Source organism: Streptomyces goshikiensis (assembly GCF_014650555.1).
Taxonomy (GTDB): domain Bacteria; phylum Actinomycetota; class Actinomycetes; order Streptomycetales; family Streptomycetaceae; genus Streptomyces; species Streptomyces goshikiensis.
Genome location: NZ_BMVE01000007.1, coordinates 300,797 through 314,085, shown reverse-complemented (window position 1 = coordinate 314,085; position 13,289 = coordinate 300,797). Strand labels below are relative to the sequence as shown.

General features: G+C 75.1%; 12 protein-coding genes. 10 read left to right on the top strand and 2 right to left on the bottom strand.

The window, feature by feature from the left end:
- The first annotated feature begins 168 nt into the window (after window positions 1-168).
- Both IE248_RS22320 and IE248_RS22315 read left to right on the top strand, forming a co-directional pair.
- Entirely contained in the window at window positions 169-861 is a 693-nt protein-coding gene (locus tag IE248_RS22320) for a hypothetical protein (RefSeq protein WP_190031504.1), read from the top strand.
- A 154-nt stretch (window positions 862-1,015) separates the two neighbouring features.
- Window positions 1,016-1,705: a sigma-70 family RNA polymerase sigma factor gene (locus IE248_RS22315; protein ID WP_190031503.1), complete on the top strand. Its 690-nt coding sequence runs from the start codon at window positions 1,016-1,018 to the stop codon at window positions 1,703-1,705.
- Between the two features lie 115 nt (window positions 1,706-1,820).
- Here the strand turns inward: IE248_RS22315 and IE248_RS22310 are convergent, their stop codons facing one another.
- Entirely contained in the window at window positions 1,821-3,068 is a 1,248-nt protein-coding gene (locus IE248_RS22310; RefSeq protein WP_073794064.1) for an arsenic transporter, read from the bottom strand.
- A gap of 249 nt (window positions 3,069-3,317) precedes the next feature.
- Between IE248_RS22310 and IE248_RS22305 the strand changes: the two genes are divergently transcribed.
- The 6 genes from IE248_RS22305 (at window position 3,318) to IE248_RS22280 (ending at window position 10,723) form a co-directional block, all read left to right on the top strand.
- Window positions 3,318-3,947, top strand: coding sequence for an isochorismatase family protein (locus tag IE248_RS22305; RefSeq protein WP_308438167.1), 630 nt, complete (start codon window positions 3,318-3,320; stop codon window positions 3,945-3,947).
- Window positions 3,948-3,981: 34 nt separating this feature from the next.
- A complete protein-coding gene (gene argC / locus IE248_RS22300) occupies window positions 3,982-5,010 on the top strand; it encodes an N-acetyl-gamma-glutamyl-phosphate reductase (protein ID WP_190031502.1) in 1,029 nt (342 codons plus the stop codon).
- Entirely contained in the window at window positions 5,007-5,921 is a 915-nt protein-coding gene (gene argB, locus IE248_RS22295) for an acetylglutamate kinase (protein WP_190031501.1), read from the top strand. Before argC ends, argB begins: the two co-directional genes overlap by 4 nt.
- Window positions 5,922-6,133: 212 nt before the next feature.
- Window positions 6,134-7,612, top strand: a complete 1,479-nt coding sequence (locus IE248_RS22290) for a lysine N(6)-hydroxylase/L-ornithine N(5)-oxygenase family protein (protein WP_190031500.1) — start codon at window positions 6,134-6,136, stop codon at window positions 7,610-7,612.
- Window positions 7,613-7,618: 6 nt separating this feature from the next.
- A complete protein-coding gene (locus tag IE248_RS22285) occupies window positions 7,619-10,453 on the top strand; it encodes a condensation domain-containing protein (RefSeq protein ID WP_190031499.1) in 2,835 nt (944 codons plus the stop codon).
- A gap of 60 nt (window positions 10,454-10,513) precedes the next feature.
- On the top strand, window positions 10,514-10,723 hold the full coding sequence (locus IE248_RS22280; RefSeq protein WP_100582999.1) for an MbtH family protein: 210 nt from the start codon (window positions 10,514-10,516) through the stop codon (window positions 10,721-10,723).
- Window positions 10,724-10,799: 76 nt separating this feature from the next.
- Here IE248_RS22280 and IE248_RS22275 read toward each other — a convergent pair whose 3' ends face one another.
- On the bottom strand, window positions 10,800-11,366 hold the full coding sequence (locus IE248_RS22275) for a GNAT family N-acetyltransferase (protein WP_229895454.1): 567 nt from the start codon (window positions 11,364-11,366) through the stop codon (window positions 10,800-10,802).
- Window positions 11,367-11,569: 203 nt separating this feature from the next.
- Between IE248_RS22275 and IE248_RS22270 the strand changes: the two genes are divergently transcribed.
- Both IE248_RS22270 and entS read left to right on the top strand, forming a co-directional pair.
- Window positions 11,570-11,812: a phosphopantetheine-binding protein gene (locus IE248_RS22270; protein WP_100582998.1), complete on the top strand. Its 243-nt coding sequence runs from the start codon at window positions 11,570-11,572 to the stop codon at window positions 11,810-11,812.
- A 31-nt stretch (window positions 11,813-11,843) separates the two neighbouring features.
- Window positions 11,844-13,229 (top strand): enterobactin transporter EntS, encoded by a 1,386-nt coding sequence (entS, locus tag IE248_RS22265; RefSeq protein WP_190031498.1) that lies wholly within the window; start codon window positions 11,844-11,846, stop codon window positions 13,227-13,229.
- The last annotated feature ends 60 nt before the right edge of the window (window positions 13,230-13,289 follow it).

Genomic DNA, 13,289 nt, shown 5'->3' with positions numbered 1-13,289 from the left:
ACTCCGTTCCCGTGGCTGGCACTTCGGTCCACGAGAGGAGTCGGCCCGCCGAACGGCCGGGTTCCCCGCGGTCGTTGTGGTGTGCGCCACAGGAAATTTTGTCATCTAACATCAGTTTCCGGCTCCCCCCGGTGATCAGTCCCGAGGGGGTGCAACGATGAGTCAGCCATGAACCCAGGTCGGAACTGCCGCGCGATCAGGGCCGCGATGTTCGCGGTCACCTGTGTGCTGCTCGCATCCCTCGGCCACGTCCTCATGTCGCGGACCGCCGTCGCCTGGTGGGCGATGGCCGTGGCCGTCGCGGCCGTCGGAGCGGCCGCCTGGGTCCTCGCGGACCGCGAACGCGGCCTGGTGTCCGTCACCGCCGCGACCGTCGCCGTCCAGGCCGCCCTGCACACCGGTTTCTCCATGGCGCAGGCGGCTGCGCACCCGTCGGGGCCCGGGGGCGGCACGGCCGCGCCGCCCGGCGCGGGCGGCCACGTCCACTCCATGGCCGCGCACGCGATGGCCGGGGGCGGCACGGCCGTGCCGATGTCCATGCCGATGCCGATGCCCGCGGCCATGCCGGCCGGGCACGCCATGGGCTCCGCGTCACCGGTCGGCATGCTCGCCGCCCACCTGCTCGCCGCGCTGCTCTGCGGCCTCTGGCTCGCCTACGGGGAACAGGGCGCGTTCCGGGTCCTGCGCGCCGTAGCGGGCTGGCTCCTCGTACCCCTGCGGCTGGCCTTCCGGCTTCCCGCGCCGCCCGACCGGCCGCGCCTGACCGCGCGCCGGGACGGCGGCTCCCGCCCGCCGCGCGGGCTCCTCCTCGCCCACGCCATCACCTCGCGGGGCCCACCTGTCGGGATCGCTGTCATCTGACAGCCGGCTCACCGACGCGCACCGGCCCACCGCCGCGCGCCTCGGTCATCGGCCATGCCGTCCGGCAGGCCGTACCGCTCACCGGCCCGATCCGCCCGCAGTGCGTTCGCGGCGCCGGATCCCGGATCCCGGATTCCCAGAAGGACATCAGGCGATGACCCCTGCCCTGCTTCCCTGTCCGACCGTCACCGAGACGACGCCCGCACGCCACACCGGCGGCCCGGACGAGCCGACCACCCTGCTGGCGCTCGCCGCCCGCGACGGCGATCCCGACGCGGTGGACCGTTTCGTCCGCGCCCTGCACCGAGACGTGTGGCGCTACGTGGCCTACCTCAGTGCCGATGCGCAGTCGGCGGACGACCTCACCCAGGAGACCTTTCTGCGCGCCCTGGGCAGCCTGCACCGGTTCGAGGGCCGCTCCTCCGCCCGGACCTGGCTGCTGTCCATAGCCCGGCGCACCGTCATCGACAGCCTGCGCCACAAGGCGGCCCGGCCGAAGATCTCCGACCGGGACGACTGGCAGGCAGCCGCCGAACAGACGCAGCCCCGCGGCCTGCCCGGCTTCGAGGACGGCATCGCCCTCGCCGAACTCCTGGCCACGATCCCCGCCGAGCGCCGGGACGTCTTCGTCCTCACCCAGGTCCTCGGACTCCCCTACGCCGAGGCGGCGACCGCCCTCGGCTGCCCGATCGGCACGATCCGCTCCCGGGTGGCGCGTGCCCGGGCCTCCCTGATGGAGCTCCTCACGGACACCGGGAACCCCGCCGCCCCGCCGGCCGCGGGTCCCGCAGTGGGCGGGCGGGCCGGCGCCCCGGGCGGCGCCTTGCTGGCGAGGGTGGCCTGAGGGGCCGTCACCGGCGGGCGCCGGGGCGGCCCGGTGCGCGTCTCGCACCGGGCCGCCCCCTGCGGCCTGTCCGGCCTCCGCGGCCGGTCCGGGGTCCCCGGCCGGGCCGCGCGGGTCAGGTCCCGATGACCTGGAGCGCCGCCCACAGGGCGCAGGTCGCCGCGACCAGCGCGGCCGGGGTGGTGAGGAGGCCGAGGAGGGTGAACTCCTTGAGGTCGACCTCGTGCTCGTGGTGGTGGGCGATCCGGCGCCAGAGCAGGGTGGCCAGGGAGCCGGCGTAGGTGAGGTTCGGCCCGATGTTCACGCCCAGCAGGACCGCGAGGACCGCGCCGGGACCGGCCGGGGCCGCGAGGGGGACCAGGGCGAGGACGGCGGGCAGGTTGTTGATCAGGTTGGCGAGTACGGCGGCCACCGCGGCGATGCCCAGGAGCGCGGCCAGGCCGGTGCCCTCGGGCAGCACGTGCGCGAGCGCGGCGCCGAGGCCGTTGTCGACGACGGCGCGGACGACGATGCCCAGGGCGAGGACGAAGGCGAGGAACGGCAGCGAGGCCGACCGCACGATCGCCGCCGGGGTGGTCTCGCGGCGGGCGAGGGCCCGTACGGCCATCACGGCCGCTCCGGCCGCGGCGGCCCATGCCGGGTCGATCCCCAGGGCCGAGGCGAGGGCGAATCCGGCGAGCGTCGCGGCGACCGCGCACAGCGCGAACAGGGGCATCTCGACCGGCTCCTCCGGCTCGCCCCCGGGGGTCGGCGCGTCGAGGTCCGCCGCGAAGAAGCGGCGGAAGACGGCGTACTCGACCGCGATCGCCACCAGCCAGGGCAGCAGCATCAGCGCGCCGAAGCGGACGAAGGTGAGCCCGGTCGCGCCGAAGGCGAGCAGGTTGGTCAGGTTCGAGACCGGCAGCAGCAGCGACGCGGTGTTGGAGAGGTGGGCGGTCGCGTAGACGTGGGGTTTGGGGCGGGCGCCCATCCGGGAGGCGGTGGCGAAGACGACCGGGGTGAGCAGGACGACGGTGGCGTCCAGGCTCAGCGCGGCGGTGATCACCGACGCGAGGCCGAACACCGCGCCGAGGAGCCTGCGGGGGCGCCGGTGGGCCCAGCGGGCCATCCAGGTCCCGCAGGCGTGGAAGAGCCCTTCGTCGTCGCAGAGTTTGGCCAGCACGAGGACGGCGGCCAGGAAGCCGATGACCGGACCGAGGCGTTCGGCCTCCTCGGCCACGTGGTCCCACGGGATCGCGCCGGAGGCGATCACGATTCCCGCGGCGGGCACGGCGAAGGCGGCCTCAGGCCAGCGGAAGGGACGGATCACCGCGCAGACCAGCACGGTGACCAGGGCGGCGGCAGACAGGAACTCGACGAACATGTCCCCGATCATCCCCGCAAGCCGCCCCACGGGCACACACCGCACCCCACCACCGCACACCGGCGCCCGCTGAGGACCCCGGCGGCCGCGAGGGTGGCAGCGGCGGCCGCCGCCAACTGACGGCCGCCGGGCGGCTCTCGGACCTCCCCCTCGGGACGGGACGATGGCAAGATCATAAAAACTTAGGTTAGGCTAAGTTAAGTACTACCGACGAGGCGGACACCCGCCCGTGCCGAGGGGATTGCGGCAGTGGGACTTCCGATGGCCGAGCACTACCCCATGCCCACCGAGGACGCGCTGCCGCACTCCGTCGCGCCCTGGCGGCTCGATCCGGGGCGATCCGCGCTCCTGGTCCACGACATGCAGAACCACCTGGTCCAGGCGTTTCCCGCCGGGGGCTCACCGCTGGTCGAACTGATCGGCAACATCGCCCGGCTGCGCGAGAGCGCCGCCCGGGCGGGGCTGCCCGTCGTCTTCAGCACCGAGCCGCCGCCCGGCCGGGAACGCCCGGGCCTCGCCGACCGGCTGTCCGGGCCGGAGCCGGCCACGGACGGCGGCATCGTGGCGGCGCTGGCTCCCGCACCCGGCGAGCACGTCATCACGAACACCCGCCACAACGCCTTCCTGCGCAGCCACCTCGGGCGGATCCTGCGCACGGCCGGGCGGGACCAGCTGATCGTCTGCGGGCTCTTCGCCCACTCCGGAGTGCTGCTGACCGCCGCGGACGCCTTCATGAACGACATCCAGCCCTTCGTCGTCGCCGACGCCGTGGCCGACCTGTCCGCCGAGGAGCACGAGCTCGCGCTGCGCTGGTCGGCGGCCCGGGGCGCGGTCGTCCGTACGACCACCACCTTGATCAACGAACTGGAAGCCCGATGACCATCGCTGCGAACACGCCCGGAGGCGGACCGAGATGACCGTACGGGTAGCCGTCGCGGGTGCGAGCGGATACGCCGGCGGTGAGCTGCTGCGGCTGCTCGGCGCCCACCCCGAAGTCGAGGTGGGCGCGCTCACCGCGCACACGAGCGCGGGGCGGCCGCTCGGCTCCGTACAGCCCCATCTGGCCGCGCTCGCCGACCGGGTGCTGGAGGAGACGGGGGCCGACCGGCTCGCGGGGCACGACGTGGTCTTCCTCGCGCTGCCGCACGGGCGGTCGGCGGCGCTGGCCGCGTCGCTCCCCGCCACCACCCTGGTGATCGACCTCGGCGCGGACTTCCGGCTGCGGGACCCGCGGGCGTGGGAGCGGTTCTACGGCGGCCCGAACGCGGGCTGCTGGCCGTACGGACTGCCCGAACTCCCGGGCGCCCGGGCAGCCCTGGAGGGCGCGACCCGGATCGCGGTGCCCGGCTGCTACCCGACGGCCGCCACCCTGGCCCTGTGGCCGGGCTACCGGGCGGGCCTGCTGGAGCCGGACGCCCTGGTCGTCGCGGCCAGCGGGACCTCGGGGGCCGGCCGGACGGCCCGGACCGACCTGCTCGGCGCGGAGGTGATGGGGTCGATGAGCCCGTACGGCGTCGGCGGCGGCCACCGGCACACTCCGGAGCTGGTGCAGAACCTGTCCGCGGCGGCGGGCACCGCGGTCGGGGTGTCCTTCACCCCGGTCCTGGCCCCGATGGCGCGCGGGATCCTCGCCACCTGCTCGGTGCGGCTGCGGGCCGGGGCCACACCGGGGCGGCTGCGGGATGCGTACGCGTCCGCCTACGCCGGCGAGCCCTTCGTGCGGCTGCTCCCGGACGGACAGTGGCCGGCCACGGGCGCGGTCCTCGGGTCCAACACGGCGCAGGTCCAGATCGCGGTGGATCCGGCGGCCGGGCGGCTGGTGGCCGTCTGCGCCGTCGACAACCTCACCAAGGGCACGGCCGGCGCGGCGGTGCAGAGCATGAACATCGCGCTGGGCCTGCCCGAGACCCTCGGGCTGCCGGTGGACGGGGTCGCGCCGTGAGCGGGCGGCCGCCCGAGCGGGCGCGGGCGCGGACGGTCATCGAGGCGCTGCCGTGGCTGGAACGCTTCCAGGGCCGGACCGTGGTGGTCAAGTTCGGCGGAAACGCCATGGTGGACGAGGAACTCAAACGGGCCTTCGCCCAGGACGTGGTGTCCCTGCGCTACGCCGGGCTGCGGCCGGTCGTGGTGCACGGGGGCGGCCCGCAGATCAGCGCGATGCTGCGGCAACTGGCCCTGGACGTCGAGTTCGCGGCCGGGCTGCGCGTCACCACCCCCGAGGTGATGGAGGTGGTCCGAATGGTGCTGGCCGGGCAGGTGCAGCGGGATCTGGTCAATCTGATCAACGCGCACGGCCCGTTCGCGGTCGGGATGACCGGCGAGGACGCCCGTACGCTGACGGCGGTGCGCAGGCCCGCCGTGGTGGACGGGCGGGAGGTGGACATCGGCCTGGTGGGTGACATCGTCCGGGTCGAACCCGACACCCTGCGCGCGCTGTTGGAGCGCGGCCGGATCCCGGTGGTCTCCCCCATCGCCCGGGGGGACCGGGACGACTCCGTCTACAACATCAACGCCGATCTGGCCGCGGCCGCCCTAGCGGAGGCGCTGGACGCGGAGAAGCTGATCATGCTGACAGACGTGGCCGGACTGTACGCCGACTGGCCGCACAGCACCGAGGTGATCGATGTGCTGACGGCCAGTCAACTACAGGCCATGCTGCCGGGGTTGGCGGGAGGCATGGTGCCCAAGATGGAGGGCTGTCTGCGGGCCGTGCGGGCGGGGGTGCGGATGGCGCACGTCCTCGACGGCCGGGTGCCGCACGCCGTACTGCTGGAGGTGTTCGCCGACGAGCACACCGGGACCGCGGTGGTGCCCGACGGGCCGCACCCCTCCCCTCCCGTGCGCCGCGACTGACACCCACCCCACCCCCCGAGACGCGTGACCCCGGCCGGCCAGGCCGCCGGGGTTCTCGGCATGCCCGCCCATATCAGGTGCCGTGAAAGTGAGTTGGCCATCCGCGTGGTCGACACCCGGGGGGTTTCGGTCAACTTGACAGCACCCCCACGATGGGTTGATGTTAGGCCAGCCTTACCTAACTAACTGGGTGAGACCGAGGAAGGACGGGCATGTCCGCACCACACGCGCAGACCACTCCGGGGAGTCGAGTCCCGGGCACCCGAGATCTGGTGGGCATCGGCTTCGGCCCTGCCAACCTGGCGCTCGCGATCGCCATCGAGGAGCACAACGCCCAGCGCACGTCCGGTGAGGCGGTGCACGCCACCTTCGTCGAGCGGCAGGAGGGCTTCGGCTGGCACCGGGGCATGCTGCTCGAAGGCGCCACCATGCAGGTGTCCTTCCTCAAGGACCTGGTGACGATGCGCAACCCCGGAAGCCCCTACAGCTTCGTGCACTACCTCCAGGACCGCGGCCGGCTGGCCGACTTCGTCAACCACAAGACGTTCTTCCCGACCCGGATCGAGTTCCACGACTACTTCCGCTGGTGCGCCGCCGCCTTCCGGGACCAGGTCCGCTACGGCGCCGAGGTGGCCTCGGTCACCGCCGCCGGCCCCGACGCCGCGGACCTCACGGACCTCGCGGGCCTCACGGACCTCGCGGAGCTCGCCGGCTCCCCCGGTACCGTCGACGAGCTCGACGTCACCACCCGCGGCGCGGACGGCGCCACCACCCTGCGCGCCCGCAACGTCGTCATCGGCACGGGCCTGGAGCCCAGGCTGCCCGCGGGCATCGAGACCGGCGAGCGGATCTGGCACAACCGCGACCTGCTCTACCGCGCACCGGGGCTGATGGACCGTCCGCACCGCCGGTTCCTGGTCGTCGGGGCGGGCCAGTCGGCGGCCGAGACGGCCGACTACCTCCACCGCACCTTCCCCGACGCCGAGGTGTGCGCGGTGTTCCGGCGGTACGGGTACAGCCCGGCCGACGACAGCCCCTTCGCCAACCGGATCTTCGACCCGGCCGCGGTGGACGCGTTCTACGGTGCGCCCCAGGAGGTCAAGCACCAGCTGCTCGGCTACCACGCCAACACCAACTACTCGGTGGTGGACGGGGACCTGATCGAGCAGCTGTACCGGACCGCCTACCAGGAGAAGGTGAGCGGCACGCAGCGGCTGCGCATCATGGGGGCCAGCGAGTTCGCCGCGGTGACCCCGACCGGGAACGGCGTACGGGCCACCGTGCGTTCCCTCACCGGGGGCGAGACCCTCGCCCTCGACTGCGACGCGGTGGTCCTGGCCACCGGCTACCGGCCCACCGACCCGCTGGAGCTGCTCGGTGAGCTCGCCGGGGAGTGCCGCACCGACGGGCAGGGGCGGCTGCGCGTCGGCCGCGACCACCGGGTGGAGACCACCGGCCGGCTGCGCGCCGGGATCTACCTCCAGGGCGCGGCCACCGAGCACACCCACGGCATCACCTCCTCCCTGCTGTCCACGCTGGCGGTGCGCTCGGGCGAGATCCGCGACGCGCTGCTGCTGCGCGGCACGGAGCGGGAGCTGCGGCGGGTACCGGCCGTCGCGGGCGTCGGCGCGGGCTCGGGCGCGGCGGCCGGTCCGGGCAGCGCGCCCGCCGTCCCCGCGAGCCGGGGCTGACCTGCCGTGCCCCCCACCCGGACCCCCCTCGCCCCCGCGGCCCCGCCCGCCGTGGACCTCACGGCGGCCCAGGCCCATGTCCTCGCCGGGCAGACCGCGGCCCCCTCGTACGCGGGCTACAACGTCGGCCAGTACATCGAACTCGTCGGCCCCCTCGACGACGGGGCGCTGGAGGAGGCCGTCGGCCGCACCCTCGACGAGGCCCCCTGGCTCCGCTTCAGCGTCACCAGTGCGGGCGGCCGGTTCCGCCAGGCCCCGGTACCGGCCCGGCCTCCGGTGCGCAGGCTGCCCCGGCTGGACACCTCCGGCGCCGCCGACCCGGTGGCCGCCGCGGTCGACCTCGTACGCGGCCAACTCGCCTGCCCGCCAAGGCTGGAACTGCTGATCGACCCCGTGCGGCCGGACGCGGTGCCCGATCTCGCGGGCGCCGTGCTGGTCACCACCGGACCCCGGCACCACCTGCTGGTGCAGTACTTCCACCAGCTGGTCGTCGACGGCTACGGCGTGGCCCTGCTCAGCCGGCGGATCGCCGAGCGCTACACGGCCCTGGTCGGCGGGGCGCCGGTGGCTCCGTCGCCGTTCGCCCCGGTGTCCGTGCTCGCCGACGCCGAACGGGCCTACACCGCCTCCGCCGCGCACGCCGCGGATCTGGCGGCCTGGCAGGAACGGTACGCCGACCTGCCGGATCCGGTCTGGCCCGCCGGCCGCACCGCCCCGGCGGGCGACACCGCCCTGCGCCGCACCGTGCCGCTCGACCCGGCCGACGGCGCCGTCGTGGCCGCCGCGGCGCGGGCGGCCGGCGTCACCTGGGGCGAGGCGGTGGTGGCCGCGACCGCCGCGCACCTCGCCGACCGGACGGGGGCGCGGGAGGCCACCCTGGCCCTGTTCGCCACGGCCCGGACCGCGCCGGGGACCCTGCGGGTGCCCGGGACGGCGCTCAACGTGCTGCCGGTCCGCGTCCCGGTCGGCGCCGGGGACACCTTCCGTACCCTGCTGGGACGCGCCGCGGCCGAACTCACCTTCCTGCGCGGCCACCAGCGGGTGCGCGGCGAGGAACTCGCCCGGAACCTGTGGCCGGCGCTGCCGGGCACCCGGGTTCCGGGGCCGCTGGTCAACCTGCGTCCCTTCGAGAGCGAGCTGGACTTCGCCGGGACCCGGGGGCACGTGGTCAGCCTGGCCTCCGGCCCGGTGGACGACCTGTCCGTCTCGGCGTCCAGCCACCCCGACGGTCGGCTGCGCCTGGACTTCGACGCCAACCCCGCGCTGTACGACGCGGCTTCGCTGGCCCGGTACGCGGACGGCTGCGCAGCCGCCCTGGTGGCCCTCGCCCGGGAGCCGGACCGCGCGGCCCGCGCCCTGGTCCGCGGCCTCGCCGCCGGGACCGCCGGGCATCCGGGCGGCGGCCGTCCGGGCGCCGGGAGTCCGGGCATCGGGCGTCCGGGCGGTGGTCGTCCGGGCGGTGGTCCCGGACGCCGCCCCGGCGGGCCCGAGCACGACACCGAGACCGGGGCCCTGCCGCTGCTGCCGTCCGCCCACCGGCTGCGCGCGGCGCACGCCGCCGTGGAGCGGCTGCACGAGTCCGTGCTGCTGCGGGTTCCGGCGGGGCTGCGGGCGGCCCCGCTGCGCCAGGCCCTCGCGGCCCTGGCCCGCCGCCATCCGGCGCTCCGCCTCGCGCTGCGCCGTACGGAGGGCATCTGGACCCAGGAGATCCGGCCGGCGGTCTCCGCCCCGGCCGTCACGGATCCGGGCACCCTGCGCCGGATCGGCGTCGCGGGCCGCACGGGGGCCGAACGGGACGGGCTGGTGTCCGATGCGGCCCGAGCGGCCGCCGCGGCCCTCGACCCGGGCACGGCCACGGTACTGCGGGCGGTCTGGTTCGACGCGGGCCCCCGGGAGCCGGGGCGGCTGCTGCTGCTCGGCCACCAGCTGTCCGTGGACGATGTCACCTGGCAGCTCCTCGGCGACGAACTCTCCGCCTTGTACGGGGAGTTCGCTCATGGTGAGCACGGCGCCGACGAGGGCCTGCCGCCCGCCGGGGGGCTCGCCGCCTGGGCGGCGCGGCTCACCTCCGAGGCCCAGTCCACGGCGCGGATCTCGGAGCTCCCCCACTGGTCCGCGCTCGCGGCGGGCGGCGCCGGGCGGGCCTGGGCGGCCACCGAGGGCGGCCACCGCCTGGTGACCGCGCTGACCCTGCCGCCCTGCGACGGGCACCCCCTCGACGCGCTGCTGCTGACGGCACTGACCCGGCTCGCGGCGGGCCGGCCCCGCCTGCACGACGGGACCGGCCTGCTGGTGGACCTGGAGCTGCCCCGCCCCGGCGCGGCGCCCCGCACCGCGGGCCGGCTCACCTCGGCGCACCTGGTCCGGCTCCCGCTCGACACCGCCGGGCGGGCCGGATCCGGCGACCCCGGGCCGACGTACCGGCGGGTCGCGCGCGACCTGGCCGCGGTCCCGGACCACGGGCAGGGGCTCGACCAGCTGCGCCACCTCAACCCCCAGACCGCGGCCCGGCTCTCGAACCTGCCGGGGTGCGCGATCCGCTACCGGCGCCGGACCGTACCGCGCGCCGCCGGGACGGACGGCTGGGGGCCGGCTCCGGCGCCCGAGTGGCGGGCCCTGGACGTACCGGGCGCCTCGCTGCCCCTGGCCGGGCCGCTGGAGCTGGTCGCGGACACGGAGGCGCTGCCGGACGGCGGGACCTCGGTCACGCTGCGCTGGCGCTGGTCGGACCTGCTCTTCGGCCCCGCCGAGGCGCGGCGACTGGCCGAGGAGGCGACGCAGACCGTACGCGCCCTGCTGCCGGGGCGGCCGGAACCCGCACGGGACCACCCTTCCCCCTGACCACTCCCCCAGCCACATCCCCACCCGTATCCCCAACCCCCATCACCAAGGAGATCCGCCATGGCCACCAACCCCTTCGAGGACGACGACGCGCGCTACTTCGTGCTGGTGAACGCCGAGAACCAGCACTCGCTCTGGCCCGCCTTCGCCGAGGTGCCGGCCGGCTGGACCGTGGTGCACGGCGAGGACACCCGCGAGGGCTGCGCCGCGTACACCGACGCCCACTGGACCGACATGCGCCCGGCGAGCCTGATCGCCGCCCAGGGCTGACACGGCGCCACCGGACCCCGTACAGCGCGGAGGCCGGTCCGGAGCGAGGCTCCGGACCGGCCTCAGTGGCCCGTCGTCACAGGGTCAGGCGCAGCACCTGTGAGCCGCGGGCCGGATCGAGGGCCGCGGCCCACCGCGCCGGCGCCTCGGCGGCGGGGACCGGAACGAATCCGTGGCGCAGGAAGAGGGCGGCGGATCCGGTGGTCGCCGTGAAGATCACCCGAACGGAGCGCCGCCGGGACCGCGCGAAGGCGGCGCCCAGCAGCTGCGATCCGACGCCCTGCCCCTGACTGCACGGTGAGACGCAGAAGTTGTAGAGGACCGCGGTCGCGGGGCCCTCGTCCCTCAGGGCGAGGCAGCCGCGCGGGCGGCTCCTTTCCGCGCCCTCGGCGACGAGGAAGTCCCCTACGCGGGACAGGTAGTGACGGGGCGTCCGGGCCCGGAGCGCGCCGGACCGGACGAAGGTCCGGGACAGCGCGTACAGGGCGGCGACGTCACCGAGACGGGCCGGCCGGACGCCGGGGGACTCGGGACGGCCCGGAGGCGCGGGGCGGTCCGGGGGCTCCGGGCGTACGGGGATACCCGGAGGCGAAGGGGGGTGAGGGGAGTGATCCCCCAGGGCGGCTGCGGCAACTGTGGACACATAGCTAGGTTAGCCTTCCCTTACTGGCCCTGCAATTCGCCACACCCGCCCCACCAGACACATCCTCAAGGCGAGTTGACGCACCGAAAAGGGCGGATGACCTGGACCTCCGGCTTGACTCGGCCAGCTCATTTTTAGTTAGGTAAGCCTTGCCTTACTACTCTCCAGCATCGGCGCGCATTCCCAGACGAAGGAAGCCACTCATGTCCGATTCCACCGAGCCCCTCACCCTCGACCGGCTGATCCAGGACGTGGCCGACGTGCTCTACGCAGAGCCCGCCGACATCTCCCCCGACGAGGACCTCCTCGACCAGGGCCTGGACTCCATACGCCTGATGACCCTCGTGGAGAGATGGCGCGCCGAAGGCGCCCGGATCAGCTTCGTGGACCTCGCCGAGCGCCCCACCCTGCGCGAATGGGCCGCGCTCCTGTCCCCCACCGCCTGATCCGCGGCCGTCGCCGTCTACGGAGTCCCCTGTGTCCCTGCGTGACCTCGTCATCGACATCGAACCGCTGCGCACCAGCCCCGACTTCCGGGCCATCTTCACGGCCCGGGTGGTCTCCCTCTTCGGCCTGGGCATGGCCACCGTGGCCCTGTCCGCCCAGGTCTACGGGATGACCCGGTCGACGTTCGACGTGGCCGTCGCCAGCATGATCATGAGCGTCACGGTGCTGCTCGGCTCTCTCTGGGGCGGCGTGATGGCCGACCGGACCGACCGCAAGCGGCTCATCGTCTGGGCGCGCGGCGCGGCCGCCCTCGCCTTCGCCGGCCTCGCGGTCAACGCGATGCTGCCGGACCCCTCCCTGTGGGCCATCTACGCGTGCGTGGCCTGGGACGGCCTCGCGACGGGGGTCAGCGTGACCGCGCTGATGGCCGTCGCACCGACCCTCGTCCGCCCCGACCAGCTCCCCGCCGCCGGCGCCCTGATCTCCCTCACCGGCGAGATCGGCTCCGTCAGCGCGCCGTTCCTCGGCGGAGTGCTCCTCGCCGCCTGGGGCGCGGGCCCCGTCTACGCCTTCGCCGCCGTCACCACCGCCGTGACCACCTTCCTCATCTCCCGCATCCGCCCGCTCCCGCCGGGCGTCGGCGGGGACGAGGAGGAGGACGACGAACACGCCGGGCAGGACACCGGATCACCGCTCGTGGCCTTCAGGTACGCCCTGCGCAACCGGGTGGTCGGCGGGCTCGTGCTGCTCGGCGGCGTGGTCGCCGTGTTCAACGTCCCCGTCGTGCTCTTCCCCGAGATGGTCGACCGGCAGTTCCACGGCGGCGAGGTCATGCTGGGCCTGCTCTACACCGCTCCCGCCGTCGGCGCCGTCCTGGTGTCGGCCACCAGCGGCTGGCTCAGCCGCACGGCCCGCCCCGGCCGGATGCTGATCGCCGCCGCCTTCACCGGGGGCCTGGCCACCGTCGGATTCGGCCTCAGCGGCCACGCGGCCGTCGCCTTCGCGATGCTCGCGGTCGGCGGCGCGGCCGGCACGGTGTACGAGATCCTCGAATACGCGCTCGTCCAGCACAGCACCCCGGACCGGCTGCGCGGGCGCATCGTCAGCGTCATCACCGCCCAGGGCACCACGGGCGGCGTCGTCGGAGACGCCGAAGTCGCGGCCGTGGCGCGGTGGTTCAGTCCGGCCGGCGCGGCCGTGCTGAACGGCGCCGTCTGCGCCGTCGCGGCGGTCGCCGTGGCCGTCGCCGTACCGGGACTGCGCCGCGCCACCCTGCCCCGCGAGAGCGAGGCCGAGGGCGACGCCCACGCCGATGCCGGGGCCAAGGGCTCCGCGCAGGGCGGCGCCACCCCCGACGCCGCCACCGGGGCGCCCAGCGGCCCCGCCAAGGACCCCGCCCGCACCCCCGAGCACTGAGCGGCTCCCCCCTCCCCCTCACCCCTCCTCGCCCCGCCGTCGCCGATCCCTGGAGCACGA

Bases quoted from the DNA above. Each gene is read 5' to 3' on its own strand.
- IE248_RS22320 (WP_190031504.1), top strand. From the start codon at position 169: ATGAACCCAGGTCGGAACTGCCGCGCGATCAGGGCCGCGATGTTCGCG.
- IE248_RS22315 (WP_190031503.1), top strand. From the start codon at position 1,016: ATGACCCCTGCCCTGCTTCCCTGTCCGACCGTCACCGAGACGACGCCC.
- IE248_RS22310 (WP_073794064.1), bottom strand. From the start codon at position 3,068: ATGTTCGTCGAGTTCCTGTCTGCCGCCGCCCTGGTCACCGTGCTGGTC.
- argC (WP_190031502.1), top strand. From the start codon at position 3,982: ATGACCGTACGGGTAGCCGTCGCGGGTGCGAGCGGATACGCCGGCGGT.
- IE248_RS22290 (WP_190031500.1), top strand. From the start codon at position 6,134: ATGTCCGCACCACACGCGCAGACCACTCCGGGGAGTCGAGTCCCGGGC.
- IE248_RS22280 (WP_100582999.1), top strand. From the start codon at position 10,514: ATGGCCACCAACCCCTTCGAGGACGACGACGCGCGCTACTTCGTGCTG.
- IE248_RS22270 (WP_100582998.1), top strand. From the start codon at position 11,570: ATGTCCGATTCCACCGAGCCCCTCACCCTCGACCGGCTGATCCAGGAC.